At 62.6% G+C, this 25,589-nt stretch carries 19 protein-coding genes and 1 tRNA gene; 18 read left to right on the top strand and 2 right to left on the bottom strand.

The features are described 5' to 3' along the window. Positions 1-308 precede the first annotated feature (308 nt). A complete protein-coding gene (gene folE2 / locus CEK65_RS06300; protein ID WP_193314715.1) occupies positions 309-1,259 on the top strand; it encodes a GTP cyclohydrolase FolE2 in 951 nt (316 codons plus the stop codon). A gap of 244 nt (positions 1,260-1,503) precedes the next feature. Here the strand turns inward: folE2 and CEK65_RS06305 are convergent. Beyond that, positions 1,504-1,578: transfer RNA gene (locus CEK65_RS06305), tRNA-Glu, on the bottom strand. Positions 1,579-1,608: 30 nt separating this feature from the next. On the opposite strand from CEK65_RS06305, the gene pcnB reads away from it, so the two are divergent. The 7 genes from pcnB (at position 1,609) to CEK65_RS06340 (ending at position 7,845) form a co-directional block, all read left to right on the top strand. After that, positions 1,609-3,027 (top strand): polynucleotide adenylyltransferase PcnB, encoded by a 1,419-nt coding sequence (gene pcnB, locus CEK65_RS06310; RefSeq protein ID WP_026143854.1) that lies wholly within the window; start codon positions 1,609-1,611, stop codon positions 3,025-3,027. Next, positions 3,024-3,533, top strand: coding sequence for a 2-amino-4-hydroxy-6-hydroxymethyldihydropteridine diphosphokinase (gene folK / locus CEK65_RS06315; protein ID WP_152181136.1), 510 nt, complete (start codon positions 3,024-3,026; stop codon positions 3,531-3,533). Before pcnB ends, folK begins: the two co-directional genes overlap by 4 nt. Positions 3,534-3,564: 31 nt before the next feature. Continuing rightward, positions 3,565-4,383: a 3-methyl-2-oxobutanoate hydroxymethyltransferase gene (gene panB, locus CEK65_RS06320; protein ID WP_152181137.1), complete on the top strand. Its 819-nt coding sequence runs from the start codon at positions 3,565-3,567 to the stop codon at positions 4,381-4,383. Beyond that, positions 4,380-5,219, top strand: coding sequence for a pantoate--beta-alanine ligase (gene panC / locus CEK65_RS06325; protein ID WP_152181138.1), 840 nt, complete (start codon positions 4,380-4,382; stop codon positions 5,217-5,219). The genes panB and panC overlap by 4 nt, the downstream gene beginning before the upstream one ends. Positions 5,220-5,395: 176 nt before the next feature. After that, on the top strand, positions 5,396-5,776 hold the full coding sequence (gene panD, locus CEK65_RS06330; RefSeq protein ID WP_019802071.1) for an aspartate 1-decarboxylase: 381 nt from the start codon (positions 5,396-5,398) through the stop codon (positions 5,774-5,776). Further along, positions 5,773-7,287, top strand: coding sequence for a glucose-6-phosphate isomerase (gene pgi / locus CEK65_RS06335; RefSeq protein ID WP_152181139.1), 1,515 nt, complete (start codon positions 5,773-5,775; stop codon positions 7,285-7,287). Before panD ends, pgi begins: the two co-directional genes overlap by 4 nt. A gap of 138 nt (positions 7,288-7,425) precedes the next feature. Next, positions 7,426-7,845, top strand: coding sequence for a hypothetical protein (locus tag CEK65_RS06340; protein WP_152181140.1), 420 nt, complete (start codon positions 7,426-7,428; stop codon positions 7,843-7,845). Here CEK65_RS06340 and CEK65_RS06345 read toward each other — a convergent pair. After that, entirely contained in the window at positions 7,842-8,984 is a 1,143-nt protein-coding gene (locus tag CEK65_RS06345) for a cytochrome c peroxidase (protein WP_152181141.1), read from the bottom strand. The two genes, CEK65_RS06340 and CEK65_RS06345, sit on opposite strands and share 4 nt — an antisense overlap. A 26-nt stretch (positions 8,985-9,010) precedes the next feature. Between CEK65_RS06345 and CEK65_RS06350 the strand changes: the two genes are divergently transcribed. From CEK65_RS06350 to CEK65_RS06395, 10 genes are all read left to right on the top strand, one after another. After that, positions 9,011-13,945 (top strand): IPT/TIG domain-containing protein, encoded by a 4,935-nt coding sequence (locus CEK65_RS06350; protein WP_152181142.1) that lies wholly within the window; start codon positions 9,011-9,013, stop codon positions 13,943-13,945. 63 nt (positions 13,946-14,008) lie between these two features. Continuing rightward, positions 14,009-19,378 carry an RHS repeat-associated core domain-containing protein gene (locus tag CEK65_RS06355; protein WP_193314707.1) on the top strand — a complete coding sequence of 1,790 codons (5,370 nt, stop codon included), beginning with the start codon at positions 14,009-14,011 and terminating at the stop codon, positions 19,376-19,378. Between the two features lie 27 nt (positions 19,379-19,405). Further along, on the top strand, positions 19,406-19,711 hold the full coding sequence (locus tag CEK65_RS06360; RefSeq protein WP_152181144.1) for a hypothetical protein: 306 nt from the start codon (positions 19,406-19,408) through the stop codon (positions 19,709-19,711). A 180-nt stretch (positions 19,712-19,891) separates the two neighbouring features. After that, positions 19,892-20,596 (top strand): RHS repeat-associated core domain-containing protein, encoded by a 705-nt coding sequence (locus tag CEK65_RS06365; RefSeq protein WP_226980489.1) that lies wholly within the window; start codon positions 19,892-19,894, stop codon positions 20,594-20,596. Between the two features lie 172 nt (positions 20,597-20,768). Then, positions 20,769-21,251 (top strand): Imm26 family immunity protein, encoded by a 483-nt coding sequence (locus tag CEK65_RS06370; RefSeq protein ID WP_193314708.1) that lies wholly within the window; start codon positions 20,769-20,771, stop codon positions 21,249-21,251. Between the two features lie 346 nt (positions 21,252-21,597). After that, positions 21,598-22,032 carry a hypothetical protein gene (locus CEK65_RS06375; protein WP_152181147.1) on the top strand — a complete coding sequence of 145 codons (435 nt, stop codon included), beginning with the start codon at positions 21,598-21,600 and terminating at the stop codon, positions 22,030-22,032. A 171-nt stretch (positions 22,033-22,203) separates the two neighbouring features. Then, positions 22,204-22,857 (top strand): RHS repeat-associated core domain-containing protein, encoded by a 654-nt coding sequence (locus CEK65_RS21320; RefSeq protein WP_193314709.1) that lies wholly within the window; start codon positions 22,204-22,206, stop codon positions 22,855-22,857. A 100-nt stretch (positions 22,858-22,957) separates the two neighbouring features. Further along, complete coding sequence (locus CEK65_RS06385; RefSeq protein ID WP_152181148.1) at positions 22,958-23,464, top strand: hypothetical protein; 507 nt, start codon at positions 22,958-22,960, stop codon at positions 23,462-23,464. 585 nt (positions 23,465-24,049) lie between these two features. Continuing rightward, positions 24,050-24,766, top strand: coding sequence for an RHS repeat-associated core domain-containing protein (locus tag CEK65_RS06390; RefSeq protein ID WP_152181149.1), 717 nt, complete (start codon positions 24,050-24,052; stop codon positions 24,764-24,766). Between the two features lie 322 nt (positions 24,767-25,088). After that, positions 25,089-25,376: a hypothetical protein gene (locus CEK65_RS06395; protein ID WP_152181150.1), complete on the top strand. Its 288-nt coding sequence runs from the start codon at positions 25,089-25,091 to the stop codon at positions 25,374-25,376. The last annotated feature ends 213 nt before the right edge of the window (positions 25,377-25,589 follow it).

A 25,589-nucleotide genomic window follows, 5' to 3' on the forward strand; every position in this document is an offset into this window, starting at 1 on the left:
TGGCGCTGCGCGTGTCGTACCCTCACCCCAACCCCTCTCCCGGTGGGAGAGGGGCTTTGGCCTCTCCCTTCTCCCACCGGGACCATGGCCCCTTTTCGGGGGAAGGTGCCCCGCAGGGGCGGATGAGGGTCTGGGCGAATCCTTGTGAGCAGATCCGCGCAGCCCATAGGGATTCATTGATTCCTGAGGTGTGCGAAGGGCGGTCCCATCGGTGTGCGCTTGTTGTGTTACTTTATAACAATTGTCGCCCTGCCTTGCTTGCCGTCCCTCGCTCCCTTGCCGCTCCCGTCGATCCGATGAACCTGCAGATCCCCTCGCCGTTGCCCGATGTCGCCGCCGACGAACCTTCGCAGATCGCCGCTCCCCTGAACTGGGTGGGCATGGACGGCATCGCGCTGCCGATCTGTCTGGACATGGGCGAGGGCGCGCCTGCGGCACCCGTGCCGGCGCAGGCCGCGCTCGCCGTCGACCTGCCGTCGGCGCAGGTCAAGGGCATTCATATGTCGCGGCTGTACCGCCTGCTCGACGAGTGCGCACAGCAGCCGCTGTCGCCGTCGCGGCTGTCGCAGTTGCTGCGGGCGATGGTGCATAGCCATGCCGACTGCGCCTCGACCGCGGCGCGGGTGTCGCTACGCCTGGAACTGCTGCGTCGCAGCCCGGCACTGCGCAGCCCGGGGCTGGCCGGATGGCGGGCGTATCCGCTGCGGATCGACGCCGAGCTGCGTGGCGGCGTGGTCCGGCTCGGACTCGGCGTGGATCTGCTGTATTCCTCGACCTGCCCGTGTTCGGCGGCGCTGGCGCGGCAACTGCTCAGCGAGGCCTTCGTGCAGCAGCACCCGGAACAGGCCTCGCTATCGCGGGAGGCGGTGGCGGACTGGCTGCTCCGGCACGGCAGTCACGCCACCCCGCATAGCCAGCGCAGCGTGGCCTCGGTGCGGGTCGGCGTGTCGGCGCGGGCGGTGCGCTTCGACGCGGAGGGCGTGATCGCGCTGGCCGAGCAGGCCCTGGCCACGCCGGTGCAGGCGGCGGTGCGGCGCGCCGACGAACAGGCGTTCGCGCGCCGCAATGGCGAGAACCTGATGTACGTGGAAGATGCCGCGCGGCGCCTGCAGCAGGCGTTGGGTGCGCGCTACGCCGAGGTGCAGGTACAGGTGCGGCATCTGGAGAGCCTGCATGCGCACGATGCGGTGGCGGAGACCGCATCGGCGCCGGTGGCGGTCATGGCCGGGGAGGCCGCCCCTGACTTGGCGCAGGCCTGACCGCGACCTGCGGGTGGTGGGTACGTGCGCACTGATGCCGACCGGGTCGCGCACGTCGCCCGGGCTGCCCCGGCGTTCCAGGTAGGCTTGGGTCGGCGTGCTGGCGTCTGCAGCCGTCTGGCCGAGGACGATCGACACCCGCGCAACCAGGAATGAGACGCGTCGGGCCGTGGCCGGCGCCGAAACGCAAAAAACCCCGCCAAGGCGGGGTTTTTGCTGTGTCGCGCTGCAGCCGAAGTGAGGATGGCGCTCCCTAGGGGACTCGAACCCCTGTTTTAGCCTTGAGAGGGCCACGTCCTAACCACTAGACGAAGGGAGCGTTTGGTCGCGTCGATTGCAGCGCGCTAGTATATGGGTCTCGCCGCCCTTCGGCAATCCCGCAACCCGATACGGAAGCGCCATCATCAATCCGCCAGTTCCATCGCCATTCACCCTGCGCGCGATCCCGCGCGATCAGCACCCCATCTCGCGCAAGGACATCAGCCCCAACGCCCTGCGCGTGCTGTACCGGCTGCGCGAGGCCGGCTTCGGCGCCTACCTGGTCGGCGGCGCGGTCCGCGACCTGCTGGTCCAGGTCCAGCCCAAGGATTTCGACGTCGCCACCGACGCCACCCCCGAGCAGGTCAAGCAGTTGTTCCGCAACTGCCGCCTGATCGGCCGCCGCTTCCGCCTGGCGCACGTGGTCTACGGCCGCGAGATCATCGAGGTCGCCACCTTCCGCGCCAACGTCGACGACGGCAGCGGCGACCGCGAGGTGGACAACGGCCGCCTGGTCCGCGACAACGTCTACGGCAGCATCGAGGACGATGCGGTGCGCCGTGACTTCACCTGCAACGCCTTGTACTACGCCATCGAGGACTTCTCGGTGCGCGACTACGTCGGCGGCTTCGAGGACGTACAGGCGCGGCTGATGAAGCTGATCGGCGACCCCGAGCAGCGCTACCGCGAGGACCCGGTGCGCATGCTGCGTGCGGTGCGCCTAGCGGCCAAGCTCGATTTCGAGATCGAGGCCGGCACCGCCGAGCCGATCCCGCGCCTGGCCGGGTTGCTGGCCGAGGCCGCGCCGGCACGGTTGTTCGAGGAAGTGCTCAAGCTGTTCCTGTCCGGCCATGGCGTGGCCAGCTTCGAGGGGCTGGAGCGGCACGGCCTGCTCGCCGCGCTGTTCCCGGAGAGCGCGGCGGCGCTGCGCTCCAACCGCAGCGGCGCGCTGCGGCGGATGCTGATCGAGGGCCTGCGCAACACCGACAACCGCGTCGCCAACGACGAGCCGGTGTCGCCGGCGTTCCTGTTCGCGCTGCTGCTGTGGCCGGCCTACTGCCGCGCGCTGATGACCCTGCAGAAGCAGGGCATGCAGATGGAGGAGGCGCAACGCCGCGCCGCCGACCGGGTGACCTTGCACCAACTCAGCACCGTGGCGCTGCCGCGGCGCTTCTCGCTGCCGATGCAGGAGATCTGGCTGCTGCAGTCGCGCTTCACCTCGCGCCAGCGCAAGCGGGTGGTGCGCACGCTGTCGCATCCGCGCTTCCGCGCTGCGTTCGATTTCCTGATCGTGCGCCAGTCCGCGTCGGACGAGCACGCGGCCGACATCGCCTATTGGCGCGAACTGCAGCAGCAGCCCGGCTACGCGCCGCCGCCGCGCGGCTTCGATCCGGAGGTGGACTACGCCGGCGACGAGCTGGCGTTCGCGCCGCCGGCCGACAGCGAAGAGACCCCCAAGCGCCGCCGGCGCCGGCGCCGCCGCCCGGACGCCGCCACGCCCGTCGAGTGAGCGCCGCGAGACCGGCGCCGGTCCAGGCCTGCATCGGCCTGGGCGGCAACCTTGGCGACGCCGCGGCGACCCTGCGCGCGGCCCTGGCCGCGCTCGACACGCTGCCGCAGACCCGCCTGCTGCGTGCCTCGCAGCTGTACCGCAGCCCGGCCTGGGGCCGCGAGGACCAGCCGGACTTCATCAACGCCGCGGCGCTGGTGAGCACCACGCTGCCGGCGCCGGAGCTGCTGCAGGCGCTGCTGGACCTGGAACACCGCCACGGCCGCCAGCGCCTGCCCGGCGAGCGTTGGGGCCCGCGCACGCTGGATCTGGACCTGCTGCTGTATGCCCAGGCGGTGATCGACCTGCCGGGGTTGCAGGTGCCGCACCCGTTCCTGCACGAGCGTGCGTTCGTGCTGCTGCCGCTGGCCGAGATCGCCGCGGAGACGGCGATTCCGGGCCATGGAACGGTGCGTGACGCACGCGACCGCATCGAAACCGGCGGGATCGTGCCAATCGGTAGATAATGCTCGGCTCATTACCGCAGCACATGAGCTTATGAGCAGTCACGCCGACAGCAAGCCCTGGACCGTTCCCGCCCTGGCCGAGGCCAAGCGCCGCCAGCAGAAGCTGGTGATGCTGACCGCCTACGACGCCGGCTTCGCGCGAACCTTCGACGCCAATGGCGTGGACCTGATCCTGATCGGCGATTCGCTGGGCATGGTGGTGCAGGGCCACGACTCGACCCTGCCGGTGAGCGTGGACGACATCGTCTACCACACCGCCGCGGTGGCGCGGGTGCTGCAGCGCGCGCTGCTGGTGGCCGACCTGCCGTTCCAGTCCGATGCCACGCCCGAGCGCGCGCTGGACGCATCGACCCGGCTGCTGCAGGCCGGCGCGGAGATGGTCAAGCTCGAGGGTGCCGGCCACAAGCTGGAGGTGATCCGCTTCCTCAGCGAACGCGACATCCCGGTGTGCTCCCACCTGGGCCTGACCCCGCAGTCGGTGCTGACCTTCGGCGGCTACAAGATCCAGGGCCGCGAAGAGGCCGCCGCGGCCAAATTGCTGGCCGACGCCAAGGCGGTCGCCGCGGCCGGGGCCGCGCTGCTGGTGCTGGAATGCGTGCCGTCGCCGCTGGCCGCGCGCATCACCGCCGAGATCGACATCCCCACCATCGGCATCGGCGCCGGCCCCGAGTGCGACGGCCAGGTGCTGGTGATGCACGACTTCCTCGGCCTGGACAGCGGCCACCGCCGCCCGCGCTTCGTCAAGGATTTCCTGGCCGAAGGCGGCTCCATCGCCGGTGCCGCCCGCGCCTATGCCGACGCGGTCCGCGCCGGCACCTTCCCCGACGCCGAACACGCCTACGCCAAATGATCGAGACCGTCACCGACCTGGCGCGACTGCGCGCCATCGTTTCCGGCTGGAAGCGGCAGGGCCTGCGCGTGGCCTTCGTGCCGACCATGGGCAACCTGCACGCCGGCCATTTCTCGCTGGTGATGCTGGCGCGACAGTACGCCGACCGCGTGGTCTCCAGCGTGTTCGTCAACCCGACCCAGTTCGGCCCGAACGAGGACTTCACCCGCTACCCGCGCACCCCGGAAGCCGACACCAGTGGCCTGGAGGGCGCCGGCTGCGACGTGCTGTGGCTGCCGACGGTGGAAAGCATGTATCCGCTGGGCGTGGAGCTGGCGCTGCGCATGCACACCCCGGGCGTCAGCGAGGTGCTGGAAGGCGCCTGCCGGCCCGGCCATTTCGATGGCGTGTGCACCGTGGTGGCGCGCCTGTTCAACCAGGTGCAGCCGGATCTGGCCGCGTTCGGCAAGAAGGACTACCAGCAGCTGGCGGTGATCCGGCAGATGGTGGCCGACCTGGCGTTCCCGATCGAGATCCTGGGCGGCGGCATCGTGCGCGAGGCCGATGGCCTGGCGATGAGTTCGCGCAACCAGTACCTGTCGGCCGAGGAGCGGCCGCGTGCCACGCATATCCACCGCACCTTGCTGGCGATGCGCGAGGCCCACCTGGCCGGGCGCCCGCGCGCCGAGGTGGAGGCGGCGGCGACCGCACAGTTGCAGGCGGCCGGGTTCGAGGTCGACTACAGCGTGCTGCGCACGCCCGACCTGAGCGAGCCGCAGGACGGCACCGGCCCGCGCGTGGCGCTGATCGCCGCGCGCCTGGGCCGCACCCGGCTGATCGACAACCTGGAATTCTGAGCGCGGCAGGCCGCGGCACCGTCGTCGTAGCAGCGGCTTCAGCCGCGACCGGGCTTTCCCGCGATCGCCGGTCGCGGCTGAAGCCGCTCCTGCGACGGTTTGAGGCCGCCCTTCACCACCGCCACCTAACCCTCGGCTGCTAAACTGCGCGTCTTTCCTGACCGCAGTCCCGTGCCATGCAACTGAGCCTGTTGAAGACCAAGATCCACCGCGCCACCGTCACCCATTCCGAGCTGAACTACGAAGGCTCGATCGCCATCGACGGGCTGCTGCTGGACGCGACCGGCATCCGCGAATTCGAGCAGGTGCACATCTGGGACGTCACCAACGGCGCGCGCTTCAGCACCTATGCGATCCGCGCCGACGAGGGCAGCGGCATCATCTCGCTCAACGGCGGCGCCGCGCGCCACGTGCAGGTCGGCGACCTGATCATCATCGCCGCTTTCGCCGGCATGAGCGAAGAGGAAGCCGCGCGCTTCCAGCCGACCCTGGTCTACGTGGACGGCAACAATCAGATCACCCACACCAACCACAGCATCCCAAAGCAGGCCGCATGACACAGTCCACCGGTTTCGACGCACTGCATTCCCACGCCCAGCGCCTGCGCGGGGCGCGCCTTCCCGACCTGCTGGCGGCCGAACCCGGCCGTGCCGAGACGTTGGCGCTGCAGGTCGGACCGCTGTACTTCAATTTCGCCCGGCAGAAGTACGACCGCGCCGCGCTCGACGCGCTGCTCGCGCTCGCCGCCGAACACGACCTGGCCGGCGCCTTCCAGCGTCTGTTCCGTGGCGAGACGGTCAACGTCACCGAAGGCCGCGCCGCGCTGCACACCGCGCTGCGCGGCGACCTCACCGACGCACCGGTGGCCAGCCAGGCCCACGCCAGCGCGCGCGAGGTGCAGCAGCGCATGCGTGCGCTGATCGACGCACTGGCGCAGACCGAGGTCACCGACATCGTCAGCGTCGGCATCGGCGGCTCCGATCTGGGCCCGCGCCTGGTCGCCGACGCGCTGCGTCCGGTCACCGGCGCGCGCTTCCGCGTGCACTTCGTCTCCAACGTGGACGGCGCAGCGATGCAGCGCACCCTGGCCACGCTGGACCCGGCGCGTACCGCCGGCGTGCTGATCTCCAAGACCTTCGGCACCCAGGAAACCCTGCTCAACGGCCAGATCCTGCGCGACTGGCTGGGCGGCAGCGAGCGCCTGTACGCGGTCAGCGCCAACCCCGAGCGCGCCGCCAAGGCCTTCGACATCGCTGCCGGCCGCGTGCTGCCGATGTGGGACTGGGTGGGTGGCCGCTATTCGCTGTGGTCGGCGGTGGGCTTCCCGATCGCGCTGGCGATCGGCGCCGATGCCTTCGAACAGCTGCTGGAAGGCGCCGCGCAGTTCGACGACCACGCCCTGAACGCGCCGTTGGAGCGCAACGTGGCCGTGCTGCATGGCCTGACCACGCTGTGGAACCGCAACCTGCTCGGCTACGCGACGCAGGCGGTGATGACCTACGACCAGCGCCTGGCGCTGCTGCCGGCCTACCTGCAGCAGCTGGTGATGGAGAGCCTGGGCAAGCGCGTGCGCCTGGACGGCAGCCCGGTCGAGGCCGACACCGTGCCGGTGTGGTGGGGCGGCGCCGGCACCGACGTGCAGCACAGCTTCTTCCAGGCGCTGCACCAGGGCACCAGCATCGTGCCGGCCGACTTCATCGGCTGCATCCGCAACGACGACCCGTACACCGTCAACCACCAGGCGCTGCTGGCCAACCTGCTGGCGCAGACCGAAGCGCTGGCGAACGGGCAGGGCAGCGACGATCCGGCCCGCGACTACCCGGGTGGCCGCCCGAGCACGCTGATCCTGCTCGACGCGCTGACCCCGCAGGCGCTGGGCGCGCTGATCGCGATGTACGAGCACAGCGTGTACGTGCAGTCGGTGGTCTGGGGCATCAACGCCTTCGACCAGTTCGGCGTGGAACTGGGCAAGCAGCTGGCGAGCCAGTTGCTGCCGGCGCTGCAGGGCCAGTCCACCGAGATCGCCGACCCGGTGACGCGCGCTGTGCTGGGGCGGTTGCAGGGCTGACGCGAAGCGAAGCGCACGGGGCCGTTCGCCGCCGTGCGTTCGCGAGGAACGATGCGGCCTGCGGGCGTGCATCGCAATGGCAATCTCCGGTCCAGGAAGGAAGCAGGGATGATGAACGCGAAAAGGATGGTGTGTTGGATGTTGCTGCCGGCGGTGCTGAGCCTGGGGGCGTGCCAGCGGCAGGCTCCGGAGCAGAATCCGGCCACTGCGGCGCAACCGCTGCACGTCGTCGAGGTCCGGATCGGCGCGATGCGCGACGGAAGGCCTGTGCCGCAGACCAGCGATGCGCCGATCCTGGTCAACGTGGCCCTGCGCGGCGCTGCCCAGGGACAGGTCCTGAAAGCGCGCTTGCTGGATCTGCGCGATGGTCGCCAGGTCGGGCTGGTGGAGCGCGCCATGACCCGCTCCGGTCAGCTCCAGTCGCTGCGTTTCGACAACGCGGCCGGCTGGCCGCCGGGGCGTTACATGCTGGAGGTGACGCTCGATGGCAAGCTCGCCTCGCAGCAGGACGTCGACGTGATGGAGCCGGCGAACAGCGCGCCGCGTACGGGCTCCTAGCGCGGCGCGGCGCCCGTACTGGACAGCGCCTGCAGGAACAGCACCAGCTTGTGCTTCTCCTCCGCGGTCAGACTGATCGGTCGATTGCGGGCGAGGTTGCGATAGTAGACCTCGTGTTCCACCGCCGCCGGCAGATCGGCGATGCTGCCGTCGTGCATATAGGGCGCAGTATCGGCGACCGTCCGTAGCGACGGGGTGCGGAAGGCGCCCAGATCCTGCGGCGCCCGCGTCACCGCAAAGCGGCCCAGTTCCGCCACGCGAACGTCGGAGAGGATGGAATCGCCCAGGCTCCTGCCTTCGCGCTTCTGTCGCTCCAGTACGTCGAGCAGGGCGGCGACGTTGCCGGCGACCTGGTTGAAACCGATGCCGGCGTGATGGAAGCGCTGATCGCTCGTGGTCGCAGGCGTGCCGTCCAGCCGGTGGCAATCGACGCAGCCGGCCTTGCCGGAAAACAGCGCCAATCCCTCGCGTTCGTCCTCGCTCAGCGATGCGCGCGCGCCATGCGTCGTCCGGTACGTCTCGTAGCGCGTGGGCGGCGCCGGCAAGGCGCGGATGTAGGTGGCGAGCGCGGCGGCCACGACCTGGATGTCGCCGTCGTCCTCGCCGGCGGCTGCATGCAACAGTGACGCGTAGCGCGGGTCGCGGGCAAGGTGGGCCAGCACGGCCTGCCGATCGGCCAGGCCCATCTCGCGCGGGTTGGTCAATGGTTGCAGGACCGCCTCTTCCAGTGTCGCTGCGCGTCCGTCCCAGAAAAAGTGGGTCATGAAGCGGCTGTCGAGCAGGCTGGGCGCGTTGCGTGTGCCGTGTTGGCCGCCCGTCCCGGTGGACACCGCGGCACCGTCGGTATAGGCCAACTCGGCGCGATGGCAGCTTGCGCAACTGGTCTTGCCATCCGCGCTGAGCCGCATGTCGTGGAACAGCGCCTGACCAAGCGCGATCCGCGCTGCCGCCGTGTCGTGCTGATCGCCACCACACCCGGTCAGCACCAAGACCAGGGCGGCCGACCACAGGCGCATGCAGATGACGATGTGATGACGCCAGTTCCTTGGCATGACGCTGTTGACTCCTGTCCCCACTGTCGGATATCTATATCCAGGCTGAATGCACGAAGCAAGGTCAGCATACGGACAGCCGGCCATCGTGGCCAGTCTTCAGGGATGAAAGCATGGAACGTCGCGGCGCAGGGATGGGCTCGGTCGTGGGTTTGCTGAAGCGTGCGGCGCATGTGCACGCGCGCGGTTGGCGGCGCATCGTGGGCAGAACGGTGGCGGCCTCGTTGCTCACCCTTCTGGCCTGCACGTCTGGTGCCACCTCCTACGTCTACGACGCGCAGGGGCGTCTGGTCGCGGTCAGCAACGATGCCGGTGCCAGTGCCCGCTATCGCTACGACACGATGGGCAATATCGTCGCCGTCGAACGCGTCTCCAGCGGAACCCTGGCGGTGCTGGGCTTCAGTCCGGGGCGCGGTGCGGCGGGCGATCGCGTGCTGATCCAGGGGCAGGGATTTTCCACCGCTGCGTCCTCCAACAGCGTGGCTTTCAATGGGCAGGCGGCCACGGTGGTGGCTGCCAGCGCACGCGAGTTGACCGTGCTCGTGCCTGCCAACGCCAGTACCGGCCCGATCTCCGTGACCGTGGCTGGACAGAGCGCGAGCAGTGCGCAGCAGTTCGTGGTCGATGCCAACCTCCGTCAGCCGACCATCACCGGCATATCGCCGTTGATCGCCAGCGCCGGTACGGCGATCACCGTCGACGGACAGAACCTGGTCCCGGTCGCCGGGCAGACCACGGCGAAGCTGGATCGCAAGACCGCGGTGCTGTCGAGCGCCACCGGCACGCGCCTGGTCTTTCCGGTGCCGGGCAGGAGCGGCAGCGGGCCGGTGACCGTGACCACGCCCTACGGCAGCGCCACCAGCAGCCAGGATGTGCTGGTGGTGCCAAGCAGTGTGTCGTCCGTCGGCATCGCCAGCGTCACGCGCCTGACCCTGGACGCCGCCGCGGTCGACGTCGCGGTCGCCAACGCGGGTGGGTCCGCCGCGGTCCTGTTCACCGGCATGGCCGGCGATTACCTCAGCGCGCAATTCCAGTCGCTGGGGTCCACGACGTTGAACTACCTGGTGTTCGGCACCGATAACGTGGAGATCGCCAGTGGACTGGTGAATGCGAACCAGCCCACCCTGCATCTGCCGCGGTTGAAGGTGGGCGGCACTTACCTGTTGCTGCTCACCCCCAGTACTTCCTCCGCCAGCTGGAAGATGGGAGTGGAGCATGCCGGGAGGCTTGCGCTGGACGGCGCCGAAACCAGTGTCGCCACGTCGATCGCCGCGCAATCGAAGCGCTACACCTTCCTGGCCCAGGCCGGGAGCAGGCTGGGCCTGGCGCTGACCGAGCAGTCGCCGGTCGGCAGCGGGTGGGGAACAGCTTTGGCGCAGGTCTTCGACGCCGACGGCGTCAATCTTGGCTATCAGTACTGCAATCAGGCCAACAACGGCTGCGCACTCAACATCGCCGCGCCCAGGACCGGCGTGTATCAGGTGCTGCTGACGCCCGGTACGAGCGGCGCACGCACAATGCGCCTGAATCTGTTGCTCTCATCGGATCTGGTGCAGGCGTTGCCGAAGGACCAGGATGTGGTCGTGGAGACACAGCGTAGAGGCCAGAATCTGCGTTTGTCGTTCGAGGCCGCGGCGGGCGAGGCGTTCGCGTTGCAAGTCGCCGGCCAGACCACCGCGCCCGCCGGCCGCGATGTTTACTACCGCGTTTACGCGCCTGATGGCACCAGTGTTGCCTCGATGGCGGTGCGCGCCGCAGGTACCACCTACGTGACGGCGAAGACCAGCGGCACCTATCAGGTGCTGGTGGATCCCGGATTCGGAGAAACCGTGCGGTTGCAGACGCGGCTCAGCACCGGAGACGCAGGTGGTGGCGGTAGTGGGATCGATGGCGCCACCGGCGCATTCGCAACGCAACTGCCGGGCGACAGCGTGTACTTCACCTTTACCGCGACCGCCGGGCAGAGCCTGGGGCTCGGCATCAGCGAGCTGCAGTCCAACGAAAGCGGCCCGCTCAACGTCACGATCTATGGCCCTTCAGGCACGCCGATGGCCGGTGCCGCCTGCGAGGTGGCCAACGACGGCTGTGATGTGAATCTGCCGGAACTGGCGGCGGGACGTTATGGCGTCCTGGTCGCCCCTGCCACGACGACGCAGACGATGCGCTTCAAGGCGACCCTGTCCACCGACCTGGCGCTTTCCTTGACGCGGGATGCGGTCAGCCAGGTCGGCATCGGCCGGCGCGGGCAGAACGCAGTGCTGTCGTTCCAGGCGGGTGCCGGCGACGCATTGGCACTGCAGGTGTCGGAGCAGACCACGACGCCGGCGAACGGCGTGGTGTACTACCGCGTGTACCGGCCCGATGGCACGGCGTTGTCGTCGATGGCGGTGTCTGGCTCGGGCACCCTGACGATGAATACGCCTATCGCCGGGACTTACCGACTGTTCGTGGATCCGCGCTATGGCGCCACCGTGGCCGCCAAGGTGCTGGTGACGACCGGGAGTGCGGGTGGGCTGCAACTGGATGGCAGCAGCGGCGAGTACAGCGCCGCCGCCGGTCAAAGCGTGTTCTTCAGCTTCAGCGCAGCGGCCTCGCAGAACCTGGGATTGGGCATCGGCGATCTGAACCTGAGCAGCGGGACCTATGTCAACGTCAAGATCGCCAATCCCAACGGTTCCACGCTCACGACCGCGACCTGCTATGCCGCCAATGGCTGCGCCTTCAATCTGCTCAACCTCGCCGCGGGCAACTATGGCGTGACCGTGAGTCCGCAATCTGGCTCCCAGAGCATGGCGTTCAAGGCGACCCTCTCCACGGAGGTCGCCGGCTTCCTGCAGAGGGATGCATTGAGTTCCGTGAACATCTCGCGCTATGCCCAGAATGCGCGCCTGACGTTCGCCGGGACCGCCGGCGAGAGCCTGGCTTTGCTCGTCGCTGACGCTGCGACCAGGCCGACAGGCCGCGACGTGGTTTATGCGGTGTATCGGCCGAACGGCGCGTTGTGGAAGGACGTGACGGCCAGCGGCAACGTCATTCTGGCCCTGCCCAATCTCCCGGAGACGGGGAGCTATCGGGTGTTCGTCGATCCGGTGGGCGGCGCGTTGTGGTCGGCCCGGTTGAAACTCTCCACGGGACAGGACGGCAATGTCGAACTGGACGGCGCAGGTGGCAGCTACCAGGCGCCCGCAGGGCAGGGCGTGCATTTCTCCATCGATACCCAGGCCGGCCAGAATCTGGGGCTGGGGATCACCGACATCGCGGTGAGTTCGGGCAGTTACTTCAATATCGCCGTCTACAGCCCGAACGGTACGACCTTGTACAGCGGCATCTGCTACGCCGAGGACGGATGTTCGTTGCCGCTGAGGAACACCTTGGCGGGACGCTACAGCGTGGTGGCGACACCGACCTCGGCGAGCCAGGCGATCAAGTTCCGCGCAGTGCTGTCGTCCGAGTTGCTGGATCAGCTGACCCGCGATCAGCCCTTACATCTGGCGCTGGCCCGGTATGGGCAGAATGCGCGGCTCCGCTTCCAGGCGCAGGCAGGCGAGTCGTTGATGCTGCTGGTCGCGGCGCAGACGACACTACCCGCCGGTCGCGATGTGGTGTATCGCGTGCTACGGCCGGATGGTGCTGCCTGGAAGGCGGCGACCATCAAGGTGGGCGATGCCATCAATCTGATCAATATTCCAACGTCTGGCGAGTATGCAATCCAGGTCGAGAGCCGGACAGGAAGCCCGCTGGAAGCGGACATCATCCTGTCCTCGGGCGTCGCGCTGCCGATCGACGGCGCTCCTGCGCATGTCGTGACCCGGTTGCCGGCGCAGTACAAGCACTTTTCTTTCGTCGCCAGTCAGGGGCAGAACCTGGGACTGGGCATCAGCGGCATCCAGGTCGTCGGTCCCGGCGCGCAGCGCGTCGTCGCTACTCTCTACAAGGCCGATGGCAGCACATTGGCAAGCAGTTACTGCGATGTCGAACGTGGCGGCTGCGATTTTGATCTCGCCAATCTGGCGGCAGGCAAGTACGCGCTCTTGATCGGCCAGGGCGACGATCAGGCGGCGACCTATGACGTGACGCTGTCCAGCGATCTGCCCCTGAACCTGCAGCGCGACACGCCACTGGCCGTTTCCGTTGCCCGGCGCGGACAGAATGCGCGGCTGCGTTTCCAGGGGCAGGCCGGCGACAAACTTGCCGTGCTGGTCCAGGAGCAGACGACCGCGCCGGCGGATGGCACCAGCTATTACCTCGTCTACCAGCCCAACGGCACCTTGCTCACGTCCGGATCGACGCGCACAGGAACCGTGATCGGCCTGGGCAGCCTGCCGACGACCGGCCAGTACAGCATTGTGGTCGATCCGCAGTATGGGCAGACGGTCGACACCACCGTCACCTTGTCCACCGGCACCCCGGTGGCCGTGGATGGTAGTCGCTCGTTCGCTGCGGGCACGCCCGGCGCAGGTATCTACTTCTGGTTCGATGCTCAAGCCGGGCAGAAGCTCGATCTCGGTCTCAATCAGATCGCATTGTCCGGCAGCGGGTTCGGTTGGGTTTATGTAACGCTTTATCGTCCGGACGGCAGCAAGGTCGTCTCCAATACGAATTGCTTCCGCACCTACGGCTGCGGATTCTCCATCGACGCCGCGCAAGCTGGACGCTATGGCGTCGTGGTGGTCCCTTCGACGGAAGACCAGAGCTTCTCCCTGACCGCCTCGGTGTCCAGCACCGTCGTTGGCACCTTGGCGTGGGATGTCCCGCAGTCGATCGCGCTGGACAGGCACGGAAAGACCGCCACGCTGTCCTTCAGCGGCACGGCAGGGCAGGGCGTACTGATGCGGGTGGTCAATCAGACGACCTCGCCGGTCGGCCGGCCGGTGACCTACGCGCTGTACCGGCCGGACGGGCAGTTCTATAGATCGTTCAGCGCAAGCACCGGCAGCAGCGACCTGAGTTTCCCGGCGCTGCCGACGAGCGGCACCTATCGATTGCGGATCGTGCCCGAGGACGGTGTCACCGCGGCGATGGACATCACGTTGGACAGTACACCCTAGAACACCGACGCGGTTCCGTCGAACGGACGCAGAACGGAAGCAGGCATGGAGCGGAGCGAGCATATGACGTGGTTCAACAGCGCATGGAAAAGCGTGATCCTGGGTGGGCTGCTGGGCGCGCTGGCGTCGACGGCCGCCTCCCAACAGCTGGTCTGGTCGACGGCGGCCATGCCGGCCGTCGGCATTGGCGCTGTTCCTGCAGTGCTCGGGCAGTGGCATGCGACCACATTGGCCGATGGCAGCGAGCTGGCGCTGGCGCCCGACGGGCGCTTTCTGCGCCATCGCGTGCCCGGTCAGCGCGCGCGCGAGATCGCGCTGCCATCGGTACGCATCGATGCGAGCGTCACCTTGCTGCCGAGCGGGCGCGTGCTGGTCTGGGGCGGCCGCGATGCCAAGGGCCGGCTGCAGGACGGCGGCGCGTGGTTCGATCCGGCAAGCGCCTCCGTGCAGCCGGCCACGGGGCTGAGCCTGCGTGCGCGCTATGGGCATATCGCCACGGTCCTCACCGATGGCCGCCTGCTCCTCGCCGGCGGCACCGGCGATGGCGCCGGTGCTGGCGCGCAGCTCTGGGACGAGGCCAGCGATCGGGCGATCACCCTGCCTGCGGATCTGCCGGGCGGCGGCAACGCAAGCTCGCGCCTGCTGGCCGATGGCCGTGTGGCGTTGCCGGCGTCGCGGAACGCCCAGCGCATCGCCAGCGATGCCGTGTTCGATCCGCTCGCGGGTGCGTTTCTTCCGTATCCGGCCAGCATCGCCGATACGCCAGGCGCGCCACGGCTCGCCGGCAGCGTGCCGGTGCAGGGGGCAGCCGGCGTCGCGCCGACCGCGCGGCTCTCGCTGCGCTTCTCGCGTCCGCTGCACATGCCCACGTTGTCCGCGCGCACCGTCACCCTGGTCGGTCCGGAGGGGCGCGTCGCGGTACGCATCGCGCCTGTGGAGCAGGGGCGTCTGCTGTTCGTGCAGCCGCGTCAGGCCTTGTTCCCGGATTCCCGCTACACCCTGATGGTCGACGGTGCGCGCGGCGCATCGGGCGATGCCGTGCCGCTGATCGCCCTGGATTTCCGCACTGCGGCGTACGACAGCAACGGACAGCCGGTGGTGCACGCAACGGCCGCGCCTGCAGAGGCGGGCGCCGCACCCAGCGTGCAGATGACCGGTGCAGGCACGCCGGCGTCCTGTGCCAATGACGGTTTGCCGTGCCGCGCGCACGGCCTGTTGGTGGACGGCATCTGGTACCCGGGACAGGACAATACCGACAGCCGCTGGCGCATCTATGGCGCCTCGCAACAGCCGGAACATAACGCGCGCATCGCGCGCATCGCCGCGACCTTCCACGTGACGATGGTGCGCGGGCGTGTGGTGCGGGTGGACCAGCAACCCGTGGCCGGGGTCGAGGTCAGCATCGGCAAGGAGCGCGCGCTTACCGACAAGAACGGCTGGTTCACCCTGTTCGATGTGCCGGCGGGGCATCAGGAACTCTACGTCGACGGCAGCACCGCCAACACGGCCGGCGCCGAATACGGTCAATTCGTCGTCGGCACCGAAGTCGCCGCTGGCCGATTGAACGAACTCGGCTATCTGCTGCATCTGCCACGCATCGCTGCGCGCGACAAGATCCGGATCCCGTCGCCGACCGTCGAGGACATGGTCGTTGGTCACCCGGACATTCCCGGCCTGCAATTGCGCATTCCCAAGGGCACCGTCGTGCTGGACCGCAAGGGCCGCCTGGTGACCGAACTGGCGATCGTGCCGACGCCTGTCAATCGCGCGCCGTTCCCGGTCACCGAAAACCATCCGATGGCGTTCACGGTCGAGCCGGGCGGCGCGCAGATCCGCGGACTCGACCCCGGCGCCAACAACGGCATTCAGGTCTACTACCCCAACTACGACGGCTACGCCGCGGGTACCCAGGCCAATTTCTGGATGTACGACCCGCGCGATGGCTGGCGCGTCTACGGCAAGGGCACCGTTTCGGCCGACGGCAAGCATTTCGTTCCCGAGCCTGGCGTCGCCTTGCACCAGACCATGGGCGGCATGTACAGCGTGCCCAGCAACGACCCGCCCAGCGAGGCCGGGTTGCCGCCGGATGGGCATTGCTGCGGAACCCCGGGTAGCGGCGGCGTCGCCAATGCGGCCGATCCCATCGACCTGAAGACCGGCGAATTCGTCCATTCGGAAACCGACCTGCAGATCGCCGATGTGACGGCGCTGAGCCTCTCGCGCAGCTACCGTCCCCACGACATGAAGCAGCGCGAGTTCGGCATCGGCACCGCGTCCAACTGGGGCTACTACCTCCACAACCCCGGGGGCACCTACGATTCGCTCGATCTGGTGCTGCCGACTGGCGCTTATATCCGCTTCGATCGGGCCTCCGGTTCCGGCCCGCGTGGCGAGTGGCGCCAAGCCGGTTCGACCACGCAGTATGCCGGTGCCGTGCTGCAATCGGTCTACGATCCGGACCCGTTGCAGCCCTGGGGTCGCGGCTTCCGCATCACCCTGCGCGACGGCAGCCGCATGCAGTTCTCCAGCTACATGGACACCCGCCTGCGCTGGCTGGAAGACCGCTACGGCAACCGCACCACGCTGCTCTACGATGCCGGCCTGGTCGCGCGCATCGTGTCGCCGAGCGGGCGCTATATCGGCCTGGAGTACGACACTCGCAATCGCATCGCGGCCGCCACCGACAACGCCGGCAATCGCTGGACCTATGCCTACGACAGCAATGGCTTGCTCGCCACGGTGGGGTTCCCCGATGGCGGCAGCAAGGCGTATGCCTACCAGACCAGAACCCAGAACAACGCACTCGCGCAGCATCGGATGCAGTCCATCACCGACGCGCGCGGCAAGCGCGTCCTGCTCAACGAGTTCGAGGTCGTCAACGGCGTGTCCACCGGCAGGGTCGTCAAGCAGACCCAGGCCGATGGCGGCATCTTCGTCATCGACTATGCGCATGTCGATGGCGGCACCACTGGTGTGCTCGTCACCAGTCCGGACGGCAGCAAACGCCGCGTCGTCTTCGACGGCAACAGCGCCTATCCGAAGACCGACATCCTGGCCTATGGCACCGACAAGCAACAGACGTACAGCTTCGAGCGCAACGCCTACGGGCAGGTCACCGCCAGTATCGACCCGCTCGGCCGTCGCACCGAGTATCGCTATGACGCGGGCGGGCGACCGCTGCAGGTCACGCTGCTGGCGGGCACCACACAGGCGCGCGTGTCCAGCCTCAGCTACACCAGTGACGGCGACCTGCAATCGGCGACGGATCCGCTCGGGCGGGTCACGCGCCTGGACTACGGCGCCAACCGCTGCCTGACTGCGGTCACCGATCCTGGCGGCCGCACGGCGCGCTTCGCCTGCGATGGCGCGGGCCTGCCGTTGAGCGCGACCAATGCGATCGGCCAGACGATCGCCTTCCAGTACGCTGGCTACGATCTGGCCGGCATGGTCGATCCGCTGGGGCGCAGCACCCGCTTCCAGTACGACAGCCTCGGCAGGGTAACTGGCAGCCGCGACGACCTGGGCAACGCCACGCGCCAGGAATACGACGCGCTTGGCCGGGTCAGCAAGGCCTACGACGCCGCCGGCAACGTGACCGAGTTCGGCTACGACAAGAACGGCAACGTCGTGGCGATCCTGCTGCCGCACGGCAACGGCATCACCTATACCTACGACGAGCGCAACCGTCCGCTGACCCGTACCGACGCGCTGGGCCAGTCCGAGACCTGGACCTACGACACCATGGACCGTGTCGCCAGCTACACCGATCGCAAGGGCCAGAAAAAGACCTTCACCTACGACGTGCTCGGGCGCCTGTCGGTGGTCACCGAGGCCGACGGGCGCACCCAGACCTTCACCTACGACGCCGGCAACCGCCGTGTCGCGCTGGTCGATTCGGCAGCGGGTACCCTGAGCTGGGACTACGACCTGTTCGACCAGGTCATCAAGGCCATCACACCGCAAGGCAACATCGTCTACGAATACGACGCCGCGGGCCGCCGTACCAAGATGATCGCGGCCAACCAGGCGGCACTGGAATACCGCTACGACGACGTCGACCGCTTGCGCACCCTGCTGCAGGGGAGCGAGACCGTGGCGTTCGATTACGATGCCGCCGATCGCCTCACCGAGACCACGCTGCCCAACGGCGTCAAGACCGGGTACGCCTACAACACCGCCAACCAGACCACCAGCATCGCCTGGCTCAAGCCGGACGGTACGGCCCTGGGCGAGATCGGCTACGGCTACGACCAGGTCGGCCGCCTGGTGGCGCAGACCGGCAGCTTCGCCCCGCAGGCGCTGCCGGCGGCCCGCAGCGGCAGCTTCGACGACAACAACCGGCAAACCCAGGCCGATGGCCAGACGCTCAGCTACGACGCCAACGGCAACCTGCTCTCCGATGGCGTAAGGACCTACGTCTGGAACGCGCGCGACCAGTTGGTGGAGATCAAACAGGGAACGGCGAGCATCGCCAGTTTCGGCTACGACCCGCTGGGCCGAAGAGTGAGCAAGACCGAAGGCGGGCAGACGATCAGCTATCTGTACGACGGGTTGGATGCGGTGCAGGAAACCCAGGGTGGCACCGTCAACCCGATCCTGACCGGGCTGGGCATCGATGAGCGCTATGCGCGGAACGAAGCCAGCGGACGTGCGTATTTCCTGAGCGATGCGCTTGGCAGCACGCGTGCACTCACCAACGCCAGTGGTGCCTTGATCCAGCGCTACGATTACAGCCCTTACGGTCAGACCAGCCAAGCCAATATAGGGACCAGCAACCCCTATCAGTACACGGGGCGGGAGCGGGATGCGAGCGGGCTTTATTACTACCGAGCACGTTACTACTCTCCCAATCAAGGTCGGTTCGTGAGTGAGGATCCAATAGGATTGGCAGGAGGCTTAAACTCTTACGCCTATGTTAACGGCAATCCGGTTAGTTTGACTGACAGTACTGGATTGGCGTGTGATCAACGAGGGTGCTGGGTAACTCCTGTGGAACAAGCTTACGCAAATTCGGGAAATTATGGGCTCTATTATCAAGCTGCTTGCACTGGAGGTGACCTTTATGCTTGCAGGGCAAGAGAGGTTGCACTGAATCAAGGGCTGTTGTCCGGCATAACTAATACACGCCTTGGAAATTCTATCCTTGAAAAGAGTTCCGCGAAAAGCTGCAAGGAAGCCAATGCGGACATGTATGAGAAGATGGAGAAGATTCGAGTTGCACTTGCTAGGGCTCACGCCAATGCGCTTAATTCAGCTGGGGCGTCTCCCAAGAATCCAGTAATGCTTGACAGGATGAAAGATATCGGTAAATTCCATGATGATGTTTTTCGTGAAAATGGTGCGGGCGCCGTATTTGGCGGGAAGACTTATGACTCCCTTTTTGGTAGAGGGGGGTTTGGTTATGATTGGTGCCCTTCGCCAAGCTGTCGCTAGATATTGTGTTATTAATGAGGTTCTAATATGACAGTTCAGGTTGCTTTTTTGCTTTTTGTGCCTATCCTGCTTATTTTTGATATATGCGCCATTGTGATAGGCTCTAGAGGCGACACGAAGCTGCACAAATATGCAAGAAATATGGGTGTGATGGCTTTTTTTGCTTTTTTTTCTTTGGTGGCGTCGATGTTGGATTCAATTTCTCAGGTATGGGTTATGCGGCCAGGGAATGAAGGTGGTTTATTTTATAAGACTTCAGGTGGTGTATTTCTGGTTATCTCATTAGGGGCTATATTCATTACTTGGAAAATTCGTGTCGCCGCAAAAAATTGAAAAATGTAGCAACAAAAATTTAGCTCGTGATTTTAGGTGGTAACTCAGTGGATGCTATTTCAAGTAATATTTGTTTGAGGGTTTGCCAGAAAGTTAGGTGTTCCAAAGGAAATATCGCTGTGGCCACTGCATAAGACAGCTTTGCCCCGAAAACACTGTGTGCTGCAACTGCCTATAGCTTTGACCACGATCACCCGGGGCCGGCGAATCAAAAAGGCCGAAGGCGGGCAGACGATCAGCTATCTGTACAATGGGCTGGACGCGGTGCAAGAAACCCAGGGTGGCACCGTCAACGCGATCCTGACCGGGCTTGGGATCGATGAGCGCTATGCGCGCAATGAAGCCAGCGGACGTGCGTACTTCCTGAGCGATGCGCTTGGCAGTACGCGTGCACTCACCAACGCCAGCGGTGCCTTGATCCAGCGCTACGACTACACTCCTTACGGAAAGACCAGCAAGGCCAATACAGGGGCCAGCAACCCTTATCAGTACACGGGGCGGGAGCGTGATACGAGCGGGCTTTATTGCTACCGAGCACGTTACTACTCCTCCATCGTTGGACGCTTCCTGAGTGAGGATCCGATTGGGCTGACCGGAGGCATGAATTCATATGCTTGTGTGAATGGAGATCCGTTGAGCTATCGGGATCCTTCCGGCAATTGTCCAATGTGCCTGATTCCTGTTGTTTGGGGTCTTATCGAGGTCGGATTAAGTATTTATGACATCTACGATACGGGCAAGACATTGCTGGATCCGTGTGCAAGCCGTACCGCAAAGTTTGCATCGGTTGGATTGCTACTTGCGGGCGTGGTATTACTAGGTGGAGGTTACAGTCAGCTTGATGATCTGGCGAAAGGTGGTGTAAAAATATTGATGGGATGGTAATGAGGTCAGGTCGGACGAGTAATTTGATTGGAAGGCAAATGGAGCATGCGCGTGACCCTATTATGAAGGATTTTTCTTTCGAGGCTGTTTATAGAATAAGTCCGAAAAACCCTAGGTTGGAAGGGTATATGAGAGCGGCTGAGGAATTTTTGAAGAAAGAGGGAGGTGGTGGTTGAAAGGCGTCAATTATAAAGAGGGTTCAGTTTTCTCTATACCATTGGAAAAAAACTGCTTCTCTGTGGGTGTCGTAGCACGCGTCGCGCCACAAGGCGGTGTCTTACTTGCTTATTTTTTTGGAGACTTGTATCGGTCCCTTCCCTCCCTGATGGATGTCGAGAATCTCAAGGCGTCGGACGCTTCGAAATGTTGGCTGATAGGCGACCTGGCTCTTCTAAATTGTGACTGGCCTATTCTTGGTGGTCTGAAAGAATGGGAGCGAGTCCATTGGCCAGTACCTGTTTTTGTTCGAGAAGAAGTGATTTCCCATAGGGCTTGGTTGGTTTATTTGTCCGATTCAAATCCCGCGGCGGTGGAGCGTGAAGTTTTAGTTAAAGAAAAGCCGATTGATATGGGCAACTGGAGTGTATTGGGGTATGGTTTTGTTCAGTTGAAGCTTAAAAATTTGTTTTGCGAAAAATTTAGCGCGCAATCTTAGCTTTAGTGTGTTGGCAGACCTTTAATTTTCATTCCTATGAGCTGCAGGCTGCTTTCACAGACAGCTTCGACGACAGCAACCGGCAGGCGCGGGCCAACAGCCAGGCGTTCAGCTACGATGTCAATGACTTGGCTTGATAAAAAGTTAATTGTGGAAATTTGGGATCACTCAGAATCCATCGATGCGATAATAAAAAATCTATTTGGATGGGTTGGGTGCGGGACGTCTTCGATACGTTCCAGAGTATGCAGATAAAAATAGAAGCATCGGCCTTATAGTGCATGAAGATTGACAATTTTTCTGTGCAAAATGGAATTCTTCCTGCGGGTAATAAGATAAGGCGGTGATGCAAATGGATATTTGGATGACTTGTGATGCAAACTGGGAGACGTATATCCCTAGAATTCTTGATGTTCTATTGGAGGGCGTGGACTTTTTTGAGCAGAGTTTCTATGGGAGGGAAGTGGAGAGGTTGAGTTTAATAATGGTTTGTAGAGAGCCTGAATTCGAGTTCTCTCAAAGATCAAAGTTCTACAGGAAGAAAAGGGAGTTGTATACTGATATAATGTTGGATTACCGTTTGATGGTCGCCGGGTCAATGTCAATGAATGATCGAATGAACTACGTGGCGGAACAGATTTTCTTGCAGCTTTCTGCGGATTTCAAGAAAAGGAAATTTTCTGATTTTAATTCAATTGATTTCTTGGCGGATATGAAGTCATGGTTGGTGGCGATTTCTAGTGACTATCATGGTCATGGTGGGGAGGGGTGGACGTATTGAAAAATTATGATTTTGCTGTGAAGTATAGCGCGACTGTTGTGGTTTGGTGATTTTTGAAGGTGTATTTATTAAGTTTGGCTATCTAAAAGAGCCAGTGGCGCCACGCTACGGCACCAACGGCAACTTGCTTTCCAACGGCGTGCACACCTAGTCTGGAACGCGCGCGACCGGTTGTTCGAGAAAATCAAATACGGAGCGGCGAGCATCGCCAGCTTCGGCTATGACCCGCTGGGCCGAAGAGTGAGCAAGACCGAAGGCGGGCAGACCGTCAGCTATCTGTACGACGGGCTGGATGCGGTGCAAGAAACCCAGGGCGGGACCGTCAACGCGGTCCTGACCGGACTTGGTATCGACGAGCGTTATGCGCGGAACGAAGCCAGCGGACGTGCGTATTTCCTGACAGACGCCCTTGGCAGCACGCGCGCACTGACCAGTACCAATGGTGAATTGATTCAGCGCTATGACTACCCCCCTTACGGACAGACCAGCCAGGCCAATACAGGAACCAGCAATCCCTATCAGTACACGAGGCGGGAGCGGGATGCGAGTGGGCTTTATTACTACCGAGCACGTTACTACTCTCCCAATCAAGGTCGGTTCGTGAGTGAGGATCCAATAGGATTGGCAGGAGGCTTAAACTCTTACGCCTATGTTAACGGCAATCCGATTAGTTTGACTGACAGTACTGGATTGGCGTGTGATCAGCGAGGGTGCGAAGCGTGGGAGGTTATCGTGGACGTTTTGAGCTACATCATTGGTTCACTCCCCGATCTGCTGGTGGGTCGAATGCCGGTTGGAATTACTTGCCTGTCTCTGGGCGACTAAATAACCTCATGTCGAATGGTGGGATTGCGTACAATATTTTTAAATTTACCACGTTGGGGATTTATGGCGCCATTCCAACGGCGATGATGAATGGGTGTGAGTGCAAATGAAGATTATGATGCGAGGCAGGAATCTATCTATATCTATTGCGTTTCTTGTTTTGGCCGGGGTATGTATTTTTGCTGGCTATAGAATTTGGTTGCTTTTTTCTGCATTGAGTTTTTTTTACTTCCTGTCCAGCTTCTCTCCTGAAGTAACTAGTCGCATATCCTCTGAGGTCAACGACTTTGGAAGGCTGGGTGATTATAATGTGGATGACGAGTTGTGTTATGGAATGTACATATGTTTAAATTCAAATCCTATTTTTATTGATATAAGGAGGGACGATTTTTTGCGGCAACGTGAAAATTATGCAAAATATTTATATGAAAATAGTGGTAATTTAGAGAGAAATTTAAACAAATTCATTGCGATAAATCCTGATTTTTCATCCAGATATATAAACTCATTAGGGTTGCATTCCTTGGAGATGCCTGAGAAGCAGGCTGAGGTCTTCTGGGATCCAGAAGGCTATTCCAAAATACGAGACTTGGAGTTTTTCAAGTAAATCTTGGTGGATTTTTGGTTTTTGTTATGGATTATTATTTGCGATGGATAGGGGTTGCGAAATTTACAGCAGTGGCATTTTGAGTCGCCAAGGGTTTTTGGGAGGCATCAACTCTTGAGAGGCGAGTATGTAAATTGAGCTGTTTAACCGCTCATTGACACCCTGCCGGCTCCTGCCGGTGATGGTTGCTACAGAATAGGGGCTAAAAATCTCCGTTTTGGGGATAGACGGTACTCCAGTCACCATGGCTATTAATAGTGGTTGCGGCTGCGGAGGATAGGTGCATGAAAATTGATGTTAGAATAAAGTAATCAGAAGTTCGTGTTCGTAGTGGCATTAAACTTGCTTTTTTTCCCCGTCACGGCGTCTGCTGCTTGGGTTATGGATGTTTTATGGCTGGCAAAAATTCTTATTTTTTTGTTTTGTTTTTCTTTGTTGTTGCATTATTTGAATATTGGAATGCCTGGCGACTTAAGAGGAAGTTGTAATGTTTATTAATCGACAGCACCAACAGCCAGCGTCAACGACAAGCAGTGCCAGACCCAGGCCGATGGCCAGACGCTCAGCTACGACGCCAACGGCAACCTGCTCTCCGATGGCGTAAGGACCTACGTCTGGAATGCGCGCGACCAGTTGGTGGAGATCAAACAGGGAACGGCGAGCATCGCCAGTTTCGGCTACGACCCGCTGGGTCGAAGAGTGAGCAAGACCGAAGGCGGGCAGACGATCAGCTATCTGTACGATGGGCTGGACGCGGTGCAGGAAACCCAGGGTGGCACCGTCAACCCGATCCTGACCGGGCTTGGGATCGATGAGCGCTATGCGCGCAATGAAGCCAGCGGACGTGCGTACTTCCTGAGCGATGCGCTTGGCAGCACGCGTGCACTCACCAACGCCAGTGGTGCCTTGATCCAGCGCTACGATTACAGCCCTTACGGTCAGACCAGCCAAGCCAATATAGGGACCAGCAACCCCTATCAGTACACGGGGCGGGAGCGGGATGCGAGCGGGTTTTATTACTACCGGGCGCGGTACTATCGGCCAGAGTTGGGGCACTTTGTTAGTGAGGACCCCATCGGGTTGGCCGGTGGAGCAAATGCATATTCCTACGTCCATGGTTCCCCATTGATGTATGGAGATCCTTTAGGTCTTTTTGATTTGCCATCAATTCCCCAGCCGGTAGTAGATGCGGTAGCAGGTTTTGGCGACTCGTTGTCATTTGGGTTGACGAACTACATCCGGGATCAATGGGGTATTAATGGCGCAGTTGAAAAATGTTCAGGTTACTATTCTGGTGGGTAAGTCGCCGGAGCTATTTATAGTTTAGCTATGCCACTGAGTCGATTGGGTTACGTGGCAAAAGCCCATCAGATTCCAAGATTGGGATTGTCTGCAGAGGAAAGCGTGATCGCAAGAAACGCGCTGAAGAATTATTTCAGAGGACCTTTCGCTTACTCATTGAGAAATTGGCATGCCGTCACATATGAAGGCCTGGTGGCGCAAGGAAGAAGTAGCGCCGACATAATTGCTGGTGCAGGAAGAACGAGCATTGGGTGGACATCCCTTTTAGTAGGAGGCGGCTTAGTGGGTTCGGCAACGCGCGCAGGAAGAATTGGAGGTAATTGTGGTTGTGGCCAATAAAATACTGGTTCGTCGCTATAGGGTTTACGATCCGCTAGAGCAGGATGTCTTTGTCTACAGCGGTGGGGAGTTAAATTTTTTTGCATCAGGTGGTAAGAGCTTGAATGTAGCGGGTTGGCTTGTTGATTGGGAGAAAATATTGCGTGACCCAAAGTGCATAATATTTTTGAAGATGATGGATTTAAATTTATCGACGTTGGTGGATTGGTTTTTAAAATTGGGTGTGGAGTTGAGGTGCATTGCGTTCGAAATATCTTTATTTCAAAATTGAGTGTTATTAATAACGGCGTACCGGTTGCGTCTGTTGCATACCTAACTCCTTGGTGGCGACTAATTTTTGATGATGGTAGTCACCCGGATTTGCAATTTCCTTTGGAGTATTTCTCTAAGTTATGGAATGATAATATTTTCATATTTAACAAGGTTGGTTAGTTTTGGGTGATAAGCGGATGTGAGTGTGGATAAAGATTGTAGTGGGAGGCGG

Source organism: Xanthomonas sp. LMG 12459 (assembly GCF_009192905.1).
In the GTDB taxonomy this organism is placed as follows: domain Bacteria; phylum Pseudomonadota; class Gammaproteobacteria; order Xanthomonadales; family Xanthomonadaceae; genus Xanthomonas_A; species Xanthomonas_A sontii.

What these genes read in the sequence shown, in the direction of transcription:
- panB (WP_152181137.1), top strand. Translation starts at nt 3,565, where the DNA reads ATGAGCAGTCACGCCGACAGCAAGCCCTGGACCGTTCCCGCCCTGGCC.
- panC (WP_152181138.1), top strand. Translation starts at nt 4,380, where the DNA reads ATGATCGAGACCGTCACCGACCTGGCGCGACTGCGCGCCATCGTTTCC.
- panD (WP_019802071.1), top strand. Translation starts at nt 5,396, where the DNA reads ATGCAACTGAGCCTGTTGAAGACCAAGATCCACCGCGCCACCGTCACC.
- pgi (WP_152181139.1), top strand. Translation starts at nt 5,773, where the DNA reads ATGACACAGTCCACCGGTTTCGACGCACTGCATTCCCACGCCCAGCGC.
- CEK65_RS06340 (WP_152181140.1), top strand. Translation starts at nt 7,426, where the DNA reads ATGTTGCTGCCGGCGGTGCTGAGCCTGGGGGCGTGCCAGCGGCAGGCT.
- CEK65_RS06345 (WP_152181141.1), bottom strand. Translation starts at nt 8,984, where the DNA reads ATGGCCGGCTGTCCGTATGCTGACCTTGCTTCGTGCATTCAGCCTGGA.
- CEK65_RS06350 (WP_152181142.1), top strand. Translation starts at nt 9,011, where the DNA reads ATGGAACGTCGCGGCGCAGGGATGGGCTCGGTCGTGGGTTTGCTGAAG.
- CEK65_RS06355 (WP_193314707.1), top strand. Translation starts at nt 14,009, where the DNA reads ATGACGTGGTTCAACAGCGCATGGAAAAGCGTGATCCTGGGTGGGCTG.
- CEK65_RS06360 (WP_152181144.1), top strand. Translation starts at nt 19,406, where the DNA reads ATGACAGTTCAGGTTGCTTTTTTGCTTTTTGTGCCTATCCTGCTTATT.
- CEK65_RS06375 (WP_152181147.1), top strand. Translation starts at nt 21,598, where the DNA reads ATGCAAATGGATATTTGGATGACTTGTGATGCAAACTGGGAGACGTAT.